Annotated in this window: 16 protein-coding genes; 13 read left to right on the top strand and 3 right to left on the bottom strand. The window is 28.3% G+C overall.

The annotated features are described in order from the left end of the window. Positions 1 to 30: 30 nt before the first annotated feature. Entirely contained in the window at positions 31 to 486 is a 456-nt protein-coding gene (locus CSGHG_RS07465; protein ID WP_010293801.1) for a MarR family transcriptional regulator, read from the bottom strand. Between the two features lie 406 nt (positions 487 to 892). Here CSGHG_RS07465 and CSGHG_RS07460 point away from each other — a divergent pair, with 406 nt between their 5' ends. Then, positions 893 to 1,582, top strand: a complete 690-nt coding sequence (locus tag CSGHG_RS07460) for a radical SAM protein (protein WP_010293800.1) — start codon at positions 893 to 895, stop codon at positions 1,580 to 1,582. A gap of 47 nt (positions 1,583 to 1,629) precedes the next feature. Here CSGHG_RS07460 and CSGHG_RS07455 read toward each other — a convergent pair whose 3' ends face one another. Next, on the bottom strand, positions 1,630 to 2,178 hold the full coding sequence (locus CSGHG_RS07455; RefSeq protein WP_010293799.1) for an NADH peroxidase: 549 nt from the start codon (positions 2,176 to 2,178) through the stop codon (positions 1,630 to 1,632). A gap of 154 nt (positions 2,179 to 2,332) precedes the next feature. Next, positions 2,333 to 3,034: a Crp/Fnr family transcriptional regulator gene (locus tag CSGHG_RS07450; protein WP_010293798.1), complete on the bottom strand. Its 702-nt coding sequence runs from the start codon at positions 3,032 to 3,034 to the stop codon at positions 2,333 to 2,335. 487 nt (positions 3,035 to 3,521) lie between these two features. On the opposite strand from CSGHG_RS07450, the gene CSGHG_RS07445 reads away from it, so the two are divergent. The 12 genes from CSGHG_RS07445 (at position 3,522) to CSGHG_RS07385 (ending at position 13,061) form a co-directional block, all read left to right on the top strand. Continuing rightward, entirely contained in the window at positions 3,522 to 4,010 is a 489-nt protein-coding gene (locus tag CSGHG_RS07445) for a deoxycytidylate deaminase (RefSeq protein ID WP_010293796.1), read from the top strand. A 22-nt stretch (positions 4,011 to 4,032) separates the two neighbouring features. Beyond that, positions 4,033 to 5,067, top strand: coding sequence for a glycosyltransferase family 4 protein (locus CSGHG_RS07440; RefSeq protein WP_010293795.1), 1,035 nt, complete (start codon positions 4,033 to 4,035; stop codon positions 5,065 to 5,067). Positions 5,068 to 5,395: 328 nt separating this feature from the next. After that, entirely contained in the window at positions 5,396 to 5,587 is a 192-nt protein-coding gene (locus tag CSGHG_RS07430; protein WP_026022261.1) for a hypothetical protein, read from the top strand. Positions 5,588 to 5,911: 324 nt separating this feature from the next. Beyond that, positions 5,912 to 6,277 (top strand): ATP synthase subunit I, encoded by a 366-nt coding sequence (locus CSGHG_RS07425; RefSeq protein ID WP_010293794.1) that lies wholly within the window; start codon positions 5,912 to 5,914, stop codon positions 6,275 to 6,277. Positions 6,278 to 6,294: 17 nt separating this feature from the next. Then, a complete protein-coding gene (locus tag CSGHG_RS07420; RefSeq protein WP_010293793.1) occupies positions 6,295 to 6,975 on the top strand; it encodes a F0F1 ATP synthase subunit A in 681 nt (226 codons plus the stop codon). 30 nt (positions 6,976 to 7,005) lie between these two features. Next, complete coding sequence (gene atpE, locus CSGHG_RS07415) at positions 7,006 to 7,248, top strand: ATP synthase F0 subunit C (protein WP_010293792.1); 243 nt, start codon at positions 7,006 to 7,008, stop codon at positions 7,246 to 7,248. A gap of 64 nt (positions 7,249 to 7,312) precedes the next feature. Next, positions 7,313 to 7,792 (top strand): F0F1 ATP synthase subunit B, encoded by a 480-nt coding sequence (locus tag CSGHG_RS07410; RefSeq protein WP_010293791.1) that lies wholly within the window; start codon positions 7,313 to 7,315, stop codon positions 7,790 to 7,792. 1 nt (position 7,793) lies between these two features. Further along, positions 7,794 to 8,582, top strand: a complete 789-nt coding sequence (locus CSGHG_RS07405) for a F0F1 ATP synthase subunit delta (protein ID WP_010293790.1) — start codon at positions 7,794 to 7,796, stop codon at positions 8,580 to 8,582. Between the two features lie 92 nt (positions 8,583 to 8,674). Further along, complete coding sequence (gene atpA, locus CSGHG_RS07400; protein WP_010293788.1) at positions 8,675 to 10,189, top strand: F0F1 ATP synthase subunit alpha; 1,515 nt, start codon at positions 8,675 to 8,677, stop codon at positions 10,187 to 10,189. A gap of 10 nt (positions 10,190 to 10,199) precedes the next feature. Next, positions 10,200 to 11,051, top strand: coding sequence for an ATP synthase F1 subunit gamma (atpG, locus tag CSGHG_RS07395; protein ID WP_010293787.1), 852 nt, complete (start codon positions 10,200 to 10,202; stop codon positions 11,049 to 11,051). 24 nt (positions 11,052 to 11,075) lie between these two features. Next, complete coding sequence (gene atpD, locus CSGHG_RS07390) at positions 11,076 to 12,470, top strand: F0F1 ATP synthase subunit beta (protein ID WP_010293786.1); 1,395 nt, start codon at positions 11,076 to 11,078, stop codon at positions 12,468 to 12,470. Between the two features lie 198 nt (positions 12,471 to 12,668). Further along, positions 12,669 to 13,061 carry a F0F1 ATP synthase subunit epsilon gene (locus CSGHG_RS07385; protein WP_010293785.1) on the top strand — a complete coding sequence of 131 codons (393 nt, stop codon included), beginning with the start codon at positions 12,669 to 12,671 and terminating at the stop codon, positions 13,059 to 13,061. Positions 13,062 to 13,339 lie beyond the last annotated feature (278 nt).

Here is a 13,339-nt window from a genome sequence, read left to right as displayed (position 1 = left end):
CTTTTTTATAATTATTTAAGTTATAAATAATTATTTTTCTCTAGATTTAACATCACATAAAATATTCTTTATGCTGTTTAAATGATAAATCATATCTTCTATTTCCTCTTCTGTAAAAGAAGATAAATTTTCTTTGATTTTACAAATTGTTAAATTCTTTTGATTTTCAACAAAACATTCACCCTTACTGGTTAATTGTATATTGTAAATTCTTCTATCATCGTTATCTACAATTTTATAAACTAAATCTAAATTTATAAGATTATTGATTATTGGTGTCAAATTACACTTATTGATACATAGTTTTTTAGATATACTAGACATTGTTAAAACTCCAAAGGTATCTAAAAGACATAGGATATTTTTATGAGAATTAGGAAGACAATGATTTTCTTCTAAGTCATCTATTTTACCAAAATTTTTCATAAAAATAGGAAAAATTGAAAGTATACCTTCTGCAAAAGCTGTAAGATTTTTATCATCCATTACAATTACTCCTAACTTTTATTTTTAAAAAGCATCATAAATTTATTAAATTTTGTATCAATTTATATTGTGACTGTTATATTATGAAATGTCAATGTTTTTTACAAGAAATTACATAAAATCAATGATTTAAGAATTGATTTTTATATAAAGTTATAAACAATGAATATAAACTTTATCAACAGATTTGTGTATAAATTTATATTTAATTGTTTATAATTTATAAGATTTTTTATAAGTTTTATAAGTGATATAATTATAGAGTTGGAATGATAAAAAAGACTTGTTGTGTAAATTAAAATAAGAAATTATCTTATTAGAGAATTTAAAGTTAACTTTTAATTTAAAAATAATAAAAAGCTATGAAAGTAATAATAAATACTAAAGAAAAAATGGAGTGATAGCCGTGGATAGATATAATTTAATAGAAGGAAAAAATGAAAGAGAGATTGTTCTTCTAAAAGGTAAGCCGTGTGTGTGGGGAAGGTGTGCTTTTTGTGATTATATACATGATAATGATGAAAATGAAAAAGAATTAATTAAGTTAAATAGAATAGTTCTTAAAAATGTTACCGGTGAATTAAAAGCATTAGAAGTAATAAACTCGGGAAGTGTATTTGAGCTTCCGATGGAAACTTTAAATGATATAAAAAGAATAGTAGAAGAGAAGAATATAGAAAAATTGTTTTTTGAAAGTCACTGGAGTTATAGACATAGATTAGATGAAATTAGAGAATTTTTTAATATACCAATAATATTTAAGTGTGGAATTGAAACTTTTGATGATTACTTTAGAAATAAAGTTTTAAAAAAAGGTGCTATTTTTAGTGGACCAAAAGAAGTTAGAAAATATTTTGAGTCTATATGTCTTTTGGTAGGCATACAAGGGCAAACGAAGGAAATGATAGATAAAGATATTGAGTATCTTTTAAAATATTTTTCAAAAGGCTGTGTAAATATATTTGTTGAAAATACTACAGATATAAAAAGAAACGAAAAACTTATAAGTTGGTTTCAAGAAAAATATAGTTATTTACAAAGTGATTCTAGAGTTGAAGTTCTTTTTGAAAACACAGATTTTGGTGTAGGAAAATAAGAAAAAACAGTTTTAAGTTATGTAACTTAAAACTGTTTTGTTATATACTATTTTCCAAAGTATCTATTTAATAATCCGTTGAAAGCAGCACCATGTCTAGCTTCATCTTTACACATTTCATGAACTGTATCATGAATTGCATCTAAATTTAATTTTTTAGCAAGTGTAGCTAAATCTTTTTTACCTTGACATGCTCCGTGTTCAGCATCAACTCTAGCTTGTAAGTTTGCTTTTGTATCAGCAGCTACAACTTCTCCTAAAATTTCAGCAAATTTAGCAGCGTGTTCAGCTTCTTCAAATGCTATTCTTTTATAAGCCTCAGCAACTTCTGGATATCCTTCTCTATCTGCTTGACGGCTCATAGCTAAGTACATACCAACTTCAGTACATTCGCCGATAAAGTTAGCTCTTAATCCTTCTATAACTTCAGCATCAATATCTTTAGCGATTCCTATTCTGTGTTCATCAGCCCAAGCCATTCCATCTTCACGTTTTTCTATAAATTTATCAGCTGGAGCTTTACAAATAGGGCAAAACTCTGGAGCTGAATCTCCTTCGTGAATATATCCACATACAGTACAAACAAATTTTTTCATAATAAAACCCTCCTAGAATTTAAATAATATTTTTAAAGTATTATATTTTCATTTATAATTTTTTCCCAAATTCCTTATGACATTATTATATAACAATGGAAAGTAATTATCAATAGAAAATTATTATTTTTATTAAAATTTTTAGAAATTTAATTTAATTCCCTAATATATACTTAATTTCTTCTAAATTTAATATTTCAATAAATTTTCTATCAAAATTAATTATACCCTCATTTTTCATATTTATTAGTTCTCTAGATAGAGAAGGGCGCTGCACTCCTAAATGTTCAGAAAGTATTTTTTTAGACATATTTAATGAAAGTTTTAAAGTATCTTGCTTTTTATATTCTTCCATTATAAAGAAACAAATTTTCTGCCTTAAGTTTTCCAATGAAAGAATTGTAACTTTTTTATTCAACATTATTATTTTAGAAGATAGAACTTCCATAAAATTTTTTAAAATAGTTTGATTTAATCTACACATCAATAATACATCTTCTTTTGAAAAATAAATAATCTCAGTATTTTTATAGGCTACAACTGTTGAGGGATAATTGTGCTCTTTGGAAAATAGTATAGCTTCACCAAAAGCGTGTCCCGGATAAAGTGTACTAAGAGAAACTACTTTACCGTTAGAATAATGCTTTTGAATTTCAACTTTACCAGATAAAACAACGGCTAAACTAGTACAAGGATCTCCTTCTAAAGCTATAACACAACTTTTGCATTTTAAACAGTTTTTACATTTATCATATATTGTATAGTTTAAATTTCTAATTAAATCAACAATTTCAGTTTCTGATAAGTTTTTGAAAAGAATAGATTTTTTTAGAACTTGTGCATAAAAATTTATCATGTAATCATTCCTAACTATAGTATTAGATATTATAAATAAGAAAAATATCATTATTGTTACAAAACATGGTTGAAATTTTACTTTTATAATTAAGTATAAAATTATATCCCTATAATAAGAAAATTTAATATAACCAAGGTATAAAAGTCAAGAAAATGAAATTTTATTAACTTATTATTTATAAAATCATGATAAATTATGTGCTTTAAAAACTATTTATAAAAATTAGCGATAGTATGAAAATCCAATTTATGTTTTGGATAAGTGAAAAAATTTAAGTTTAGAAACAAAGAAGTATTAATTAGTTATAAATATATATAAAATTTAACATATAAGTTAAATTTAGATAGTGTTCACGTATAATTAATGATATTATTTGCTTACTATTTTTTTATTCTATATAATAGATAAGGAATGATAAATGATAAAATAAATTTTACAGTAGAAAAATTAATTTATAAACAGTGATTAAAAGAGAGGTTAGTATATGAACAGAATAGATAAGCATAATTATTACTTAGATATATGTGAAACTGTTTTAGAGAGGGGAACTTGCTTAAGAAGAAATTTTGCAGCAATAATAGTTAAAAATGATGAAATAATGGCAACAGGTTATACCGGTGCCCCGAGAGGGAGAAAAAATTGTAGTGATATAGGTCATTGTAAAAGAGAAGAATTAAATGTACCAAGAGGAACAAGGTATGAAATTTGCAGGTCTGTACATGCAGAGCAAAATGCGATCATATCAGCAAGAAGACATGATATGATAGGTTCTACTCTATATTTAGTTGGAAAAGAATATAATACAGGTGATTTAGTGAAAAATGCATCTCCATGCACACTTTGTAAAAGATTTATAATAAATGCTGGTATAGAAAATGTTATAATAAGGGACACAAATACTTTTTACAGAGAAGTTGAAGTTAAAGAATGGATAGAAAATGATGATTCTTTAACTGATGATATTTCTTACTAAAAGCGGACTAGGAAGGTTGAGTATGATTAAAGTTTTTCTATTAATGGTTTTAGCTGCTATAATTTCAGCATGGATAACTCCTATTGTAAAAAGGCTGGCTATAAAATTTGGGGCAATTGATGTTCCAGATGATGACAGAAGAATACATAAAAAACCTATACCTCGCATGGGGGGAGTAGCTATATATATAGCTTTTATTTTAGGTGTGATAATAAACAAAGAGCAATTTTCTATGGATGATTTGGGTCTTATACTAGGTGCTAGTGTGATTGTCTTAGGTGGAGTTATAGATGATATTAGAGAGTTAAGACCTAAATACAAATTAATATTTCAAGGTATAGCAGCTATTATACTTGTAGTTTTTGGATTGAGGGTTAATTTTATAACTAATCCGTTATATATAGGTGAAGATTATATTAATTTAGGATTTATAGGAATACCATTAACTATTATTTGGGTCATTGGAATTACAAATGCCTTTAATTTAATAGATGGTTTAGATGGCCTTGCTGCTGGTGTTGGTATAATATCATCATTAACTTTAATGATAGTATCTTTTATAAATGGAAGAGTTGATGCAGTTTTTTTAACGGCTATATTAGCAGGTTCTATAATGGGGTTTTTACCATATAATTTTAATCCGGCAAGTATATTTATGGGAGATACAGGATCTCAATTGTTAGGATTTTTACTTGCTGCAATATCTATAAATGGAGCTATAAAATCTGCTACAGCATTGGTTATAGCTGTTCCTTTATTAGCGTTGGGACTTCCGATATATGATACATTGTTTGCAGTTATAAGAAGAAAGGCCAGTGGGAAACCTATAATGCAAGGTGATAATGGGCATCTTCATCATAGATTATTAGCTTTAGGATTAAATCAAAAACAAGCTGTAATAATAATATATTTAATAAATGCTATACTTGGAGGCATTGCAATAATAGCTATGCAATTAAGTAATAAAAAGTCTTATTTTTTACTTGCTACAGTTGTTATTACTATTACTTTTATAGCTTGGAAAGTTGGATTATTAAAAGAAGATAAAAATAATTAAGGTTTTTAATAAGATATATGATTAAATGCATCTTAAAATATTTAAGGTGTATTTTATTATTTTGAAAGATATTTTAAAAAATAATGATTTTATTATAAAAGAAGAATATTTCAATGAGATTAGTGAAAAAATAATTAAAAGAGACAATATTTATTATTGTTGGTATAAAAAAATGAGGAATATATAGAAGAAAACGATTTACTTTCATGAGAACTGTGAATTTGAATTTTAAATTAACTCCAAATCAATGAATCCACTGACGGTAATTTATGAATTAATAAAAAATATTATTTCATGCCTATATAGTCATGTCATAAAAAGAAGAAAAATGTCATATTATTTCATGCTAGGCAAATCAGTGTTTCATAAAGATGAGTCTAGATTCATAAAAACATTGACAATAGATGGAATAATGTTTAATATAACAAATAGTGACTTTGTTCATAAAAAACCATTCAAAATACAGAAAATACAGAAAAATAATTATTTAGAATTTGCTGAAAAAAGAAATTTTAAATAAAAATTATTTCAAAATAACCAGTTAAGAATATGCATTTATCATTAATAGTGAATAAAAAATAAAGAAGTTATTCATAACCATTTATTTATTTTTTAAAAAAAAATTTAATAAGTTAAAAAAATGAATTAGAGTTCTGGAAAATATTTAATACTGTAGTAAAAGTGAGATAAAAAGAGTAAAACACATTAAAAAATAAATATTTTCAAACAACTAAGGTACACTATTAAATATCAAGGAATACAGTGAAATTGGGTTGTTTATTTATATGAGCACCAGGCATATAATCTTATAATGTAATTAAAATATTGAAACGAGGAAATGAAGTTGCATAAAGAAAATAAGTTGCTTTTAAAAAGTATATTTAAATATGATTTATTATTATTAATAACAGTAACTATAATAGGGTACTTTATAATAGGTGAGAGAATTTTATTTTTTACATCAGGATTATCTATAGCATTTATAAATTTAGTTATAAACACAGTTTCATTAAATAAATTTCTATCAGAAGATAATAACAATCTGCAAAGTGTACTTATGATTAGCAAACTTATTAGGGTAATAATAGTAGTAATAATATCTATACTTATTATTAGGAATACAACAAGTGGTTTTATTCTATTTATAGTAGGCTATAGCTTACAATTTATTTCTTTTATATTATATGGTAATAAGTATAAAAATAAATAAAAGAAAGGGGTGTTATTATGGAAGAAGTTTTACCGATAGTTACCTATACTATTTTTGGATTTCCAATAGATATTACAATGAGCATGGTAGTTCAGTGGGTCATTATAGGTATAGCTTTAATTTTAGGAATTTTATATAAAGCTAATATGAAAAAAATTCCTGGAAAAATCCAAGCGGCAGTTGAGGTTGCAGTTTTAAAAATCAACAGCATTGTCCTAGAAAACATGGGGGAAGGCAAAGAAGGTTTTGCGCCATATATATTTGCATTAGCTATATATATACTTTCATTAAATATGGTAGGTATGTTTGGCATAAAACCACCAACATCAGAATTGAGTGTAACCTTTGGATTAGCAGCAATTACTTTCTTCGTTATACAAATTTATACTATTAAGAAAAATGGAGTCTTAGGATACTTTAAAGGGTATGCAAGACCAATACCAGTGTTACTTCCAATAAATATAGTTGAAAGAATAATGTTACCAGTATCATTAAGTTTAAGACTTTTTGGTAATGTATTTGCAGGAACTGTAATTATAGATCTTATATATAGTGCACTAGGTAAATTAGGCTTTGTAGCGACTATAGGTATACCAATACCGTTCCATTTTTACTTCGATTTATTTGATGGAGCAGTACAAACATTAATATTTGTAATGTTAACAATGATAAATATCAAAACAATATCAGAACACTAAAACATATGAATTTTAAGGAGGATTATTATTATGGAATCAGGAGCATTTATCGCAGGAATGTCAGCATTAGGAGCAGGAATAGCAGCATTATCAGTTATAGGTGGAGGTATAGGAACAGGAAATGCAGCAGGAAAAGCTGTTGAGTCTATAGCAAAACAACCAGATGCTAGTGGTAAAATAATGAACGCATTAATAGTTGGTGCAGCGTTCTCAGAAGTTACAGCAATATATGGTTTCCTTATAGCATTATTATTAGTATTTAAAGTAGGCTAATATACTAACAAAAAAATAGGAAGGGTAGGTGAAAATCCTAACTATTTCAACGTTAGGATAGCATATGGATATAAATCCAAGTGTGATTGTGGCAGCGATTATTAATTTTTTTATATTCTTTCTAATAATTAAAAAGTTTATATATAAGCCAACAATGGCTATGGTTGATGGCAGAAGAGACGAAGTAGAAACAGCGTTAAATCATGCTAAGTCAGAAGAAGCTAAAATTGAAAGCTTAAGAATAGAACAAGAAGAAAGAATTAAAGAATACAAAGATGAAGGACAAAAATTAGTTGACGCTTATAAAGAGAAGGCTGAAAGAGTTTCAGCAGATATAATAGCTGAAGCTAAGAAAGAGTGTGATGTTTTACGTTCTAGAACTAAGCAAGAAATTGCTAGAGAAAAACGTAAAGCTGAAGATGAAATGAAAACACAAGTTGTTGATTTATCATTAAACTTAGCAGAAAAAGCATTAGAAAAGAAAATTGATGAGGATGAACATAGAAGACTTATTGATGAGTTTATTTCTAAGGTAGGTAATTAATATGTATGAATTTCTTGACAGAAGATACGCACAGGCTTTATACGACGTTTGCGAAAAGGCTGGAATTTTAGAAGAAACTCTAGAGGACTTAAATAGCATTGTAGAGAGTATGGAGCAAAGCGAAGAACTAATGAAAATAATAGAGCATCCTCAAATACATCGAGCTGAAAAAAAGGCAATATTTAAAAGGCTTTTTGAAGATCAAGTTAGTCCTGAGTTATTAGGTTTTTTAATTCTTTTAATAGATAAAGATAGAATTTTATATCTGAAAGAAAAATATAATCAATTTAGGTTAATTTACTTTGAGCGTCATAATATGTTAGAAGCTAAAGTAAAGACTACAATTCCATTAACGGATGACCAAAGAGAGGCTTTAAAAGTAAAATTAAAAAACAAATATAAAAAAGATATTGTACTTTTAGAAGAAATTGATGAAAGTTTGTTAGGTGGAATGGTCGTAAAAATTGGTGATGATGTTATTGATGGCTCTATAAAAAGAAGAATGGAATCTATGAAACAACTAATGCAAGAAAGAAAAGACATTAAAGTAGATGTTAGTGAGAAATTCAAACCATTAGTTGCTAAGGTTAAGACTGTTCAACCATTAAATGAAGAACAGAAAGAGCAAATAATAAAGAAGCTTAAAAACTACTATAATAGAGATTTTATAATAGAAGAAAGCATAGATAAAAAAATCTTAGGTGGAGTTTATATAACTGTTGGTGATGATGTTATAGATGTAACAGTAAAAGGTAAACTTATAGAACTAAGAAGAAACATGAATGGCTAAATAGCAAATTTACCATAAAGATAAATACTATGAAGATAGCAAGAATTTATAAAATTTATAAAGGCATCTTTATACAGGATTGAGGTGAGAATATGCATATAAAACCAGGAGAAATAACGTCTATACTAAAAAAAGAATTAGAGAAGTATGAAAATAAAATAAATACTGTAGACGCGGGAACAATTATCCAAATAGGTGATGGAATAGCTAGAGTTTATGGTTTAGATGATTGTCTTGAAGGTGAACTTTTAGAATTTCCAAACAATGTTTATGGAATGGCTTTAAACCTAGAACAAGACAATGTAGGCTGTGTTTTGCTTGGGTCAGAAGAGGGCATAAAAGAAGGAGATATAGTAAATAGAACTGGAAGAGTAGTTGAAGTTCCAGTTGGAGCTGATTTACTAGGAAGAGTAGTTGATCCATTAGGAAATCCAATAGATGGAAAAGGTCCAATAAATGCAGAATCTCATAGACCAGTTGAGGTTAATGCACCAGGAGTTATTGAACGTCAATCAGTAAAACAACCTATGCAAACAGGAATAAAGGCAATTGACACAATGATTCCAATAGGAAAAGGACAAAGAGAGTTAATAATTGGAGATAGACAAACAGGTAAAACAGCATTAGCTTTAGATTCTATCTTAAATCAAAGAGGAAAAGATGTAATTTGTATATATGTAGCTATAGGACAAAAACAGTCAACAGTAGCTCATATTGTTAATACATTAGAAGAAATGGGAGCTTTAGATTATACAATAGTTGTATCAGCTAGTGCTTCTGAGTCAGCACCATTACAATACTTAGCACCATTTGCTGGTTGTAGTATGGGTGAACACTTTATGCATCAAGGAAAAGACGTATTAATAGTATATGATGACTTGTCTAAACACGCAGTAGCTTATAGAACAATGTCACTATTACTTCGTAGACCACCAGGAAGAGAAGCGTATCCAGGAGATGTTTTCTATCTTCATTCAAGATTACTTGAAAGAGCAGCAAAGCTTTCTGATAAATTAGGTGCAGGTTCACTAACAGCGCTTCCTATAATTGAAACATTAGCAGGAGACGTAACTGCATATATACCAACAAATGTAATATCCATTACAGATGGACAGATATTCTTAGAGGCGGATTTATTCCATTCAGGACAAAGACCAGCAGTTAATGCAGGTATATCTGTTTCAAGGGTTGGTGGAAGTGCTCAAATTAAAGCTATGAAACAAGTAACTGGTACTTTAAGAATAGAACTTGCTCAATACAGAGAGCTTGCATCTTTCGCACAGTTTGGATCTGACCTTGATAAGGATACTAAAAAAAGACTTGAAAAAGGTAAGAGATTAATAGAAATATTAAAACAAGACCAATATGTACCAATGGCAGTTGAAGATCAAATAATGATTCTATATGCTGGTGTAAATGAACATATAATGGATATACCAGTATCTAAGATAAGATTATTTGAAAAACAATTCTTAGAGTTTATGAATACTTATCATAAAGAGGTTCCAGATCTAATTAAAGAAAGAAAGCAATTAGATAGTGAAATAGAAGAAAAGCTTGTAGAGGGCATAAAGGAGTTTAAACAAAAATTTTTAGTAGAACTATAGAGGTGAGAAAATGGGCGCAGCAGGACTTGTTGAGATAAAGAGAAGAATTAAGTCTATAAATAATACCAAGAAAATAACAAAGGCATTAGGCTTAGTTTCTACCTCAAAATTAAGAAAAGTTAGGGAAAAATTATCTTCAAATAATGATTATTTTAAGCAATGTGAAGATGTATTTGCAGAAGTAGTTAATAGTTATGAAGAGGAAAATATTTATACCAAAAGCAATAAAAGTTCCAAGAAGTTATATATTGTGCTTACCTCCGATATGGGTTTATGTGGCTCCTTTAACAGTTCTATGATTTCTCATGTTGCAGAAATTACTCGAAATGATAGAGAGAATGCTCTTATTTTAATGGTAGGAGAGAAAGGAAGATCGTTTGCTAAAAGATACAAACTAGAGACTATGGCTGAGTATGTAGAAGTTGGCGATCTTCCAACTACTAAAGAAGCTTCTACTGTATATAATGATGCATTTGAAATGTTTAGAAAAGGTGAAGTTTCAGAAGTGAATATTGTTTATGCAAAATTTATTTCTCAATTAAAGAAGCAAATTGAAGTTGAACAATTATTACCTATAGATAAGAGTAAATTTAGTAATATTGAATCAAAAGCAGAATTTGAAAATGAATCAGATATATTATTTGATAATGTAGTGAATTTATATTTTACAAGTAAGATATTAAATTCTATGATTCACGCAAAATGTAGTGAACAAAGTTACAGAATGGAAGCTATGGAAGGTGCTACAAAAAATTCTGATGATTTGTTAGAAAAACTTAACTTGAAATATAATAGAATAAGACAGAGTGCTATAACACAGGAAATTTCGGAAATAGTAGGTGGAGCAGAAGCACAAAACTAGAATTAGTTAGATTGGAGGGATAATATGTCACAAAAAATAGGAACCGTTGTACAAATTATAGGACCGGTTATAGATATAAAGTTTGAAGCGGGTTCACTTCCAAATATATACAATGCTATAGAGATAAAAATGGATGGAAGAACTATAATAGCTGAAGTAGAACAACATATAGGTGATGATATAGTAAGAACAATTGCTATGGAAAACACTGAAGGATTAAAAAGAGGACTTAAAGCTGTAGATACTGGAAAAGGAATACAAGTACCAGTAGGAGATTCAGTTTTAGGAAGATTATTTAACGTATTAGGAAAACCTATAGACGAAGAAGGTAACTTTGAGGCACAAAACCTATATACAATTCATAGATCAGCTCCTTCATTTGAAGAACAATCAGTGGAGCCAGAAGTATTTGAAACAGGAATAAAAGTAATAGATCTTTTAGCACCATATCAACGTGGTGGAAAAATAGGTCTATTTGGTGGAGCTGGAGTTGGTAAAACAGTTTTAATCCAAGAGCTTATAAATAACATAGCTAAGCAACATGGAGGACTTTCTGTATTTACAGGAGTTGGAGAAAGAACAAGAGAAGGTAATGACCTTTATCATGAAATGAAGGATTCAGGAGTTATAGATAAAACAGCTCTTGTATTTGGTCAGATGAATGAGTCTCCAGGAGCTAGAATGAGAGTTGCTTTAACAGGACTTACAATGTCAGAGTATTTCAGAGACCAAGGTCAAGACGTGTTATTATTTATAGATAACATATTTAGATTTACTCAAGCAGGATCTGAGGTATCAGCATTACTTGGAAGAATACCAAGTGCCGTTGGATATCAACCAACACTTGCAACAGAGATGGGAGCATTACAGGAGAGAATAACTTCTACTAAAAATGGTTCTATAACATCTGTTCAAGCTGTTTACGTTCCAGCAGACGATTTAACAGACCCAGCACCAGCAACTACATTTGCTCACTTAGATGCAACTACAGTTTTATCAAGAGCTATAGTTGAGTTGGGTATATACCCAGCTGTTGATCCTTTAGAATCATCATCAAGAATGCTAGACCCAAGAATTATAGGAGAAGAGCATTATGATGTAGCAACTAAAGTTAAACATATATTAGAAAGATATAAAGAGTTACAAGATATTATAGCAATATTAGGTGTAGACGAACTTTCTGATGAAGATAAGATAGTAGTTAGTAGAGCGAGAAAAGTACAAAGATTCTTATCTCAACCTTTTACAGTTGGTGAACAGTTTACTGGAATAAAAGGAAAATATGTAACATTAAAAGAAACTATAAAAGGATTCAAAGAGATATTAGAAGGTAAGCATGATGCTCTTCCAGAAGCGGCATTCTTATTTGTTGGAACAATAGAAGAAGCTATAGAAAAAGCTAAAACTTTATCAGAATAAATTCTATATAATTATGGTCAATATTTATAGAAAGGATTCCGTCCAATAAGCAATGAAGTATTGATTAGTACCTGTTAAAGCGGGGAGTTTAAGCCTTTGGAGAGTCAGACCATTCATTTTATTTATATAATAAGATGGACTTGATGAATTAGGAAGTAAGATGATTAATTTTTAACGTTTTACAATGACGGTTATATTATGGAAAATAGTTTTAAGCTTATAATAGTAACCCCAGATAAAGAACTTTATAATGGTAATGTTGTAAAGTTGAACTCAGAAAGTAGTGATGGTAAATTTGGTATATTACCAAATCATATGGCTATGGTATCCGAGGTTATTCCAACTATAGCTAACTTTCAAGATGTAAATGGTAAAGAATATAAGTGCTTTACATCAAGTGGAGTTATTAAAGTTAGAAAAAATGAAGTAACTATTTTATGTAATGCTGCTGAATGGCCTGAAGACATAGATAAAGAGAGGGCTCAATCAGCTAAAAAGAGAGCAGAAGATAGACTTAAAAATAAAAATGAAATAGATGTAAAAAGAGCTGAATTAGCTCTTAAAAGATCATTATTAAGATTAAACTTATAAAGAAATCGCCTTTAAATAAATTTAAAGGCGATTTTTTTTTCAATAAATAGAAAAGGTGGAATAATAACTTAACAAATATTAAGGATAAAGTAAATACTTTATAAGCATAATAACAATATAATTTAATAAAAAATTATATCTGTTAGGAGGAATAAAAATGAATAATAGAACTGAAAATCCAAATAAAAATATTAGAATATCCGATGCATCAAAAGTAAATTTAGTTAATCAATATAATCAAACTGTTAAGACATTCAAAGATAATACAGTTAATATAG

This window comes from Clostridium senegalense JC122 (assembly GCF_000285575.1).
Lineage (GTDB): Bacteria > Bacillota > Clostridia > Clostridiales > Clostridiaceae > Clostridium_J > Clostridium_J senegalense.
The sequence above is the reverse complement of the archived record's forward strand: the minus strand, read 5'-3'. Positions and strand labels throughout refer to the sequence as shown.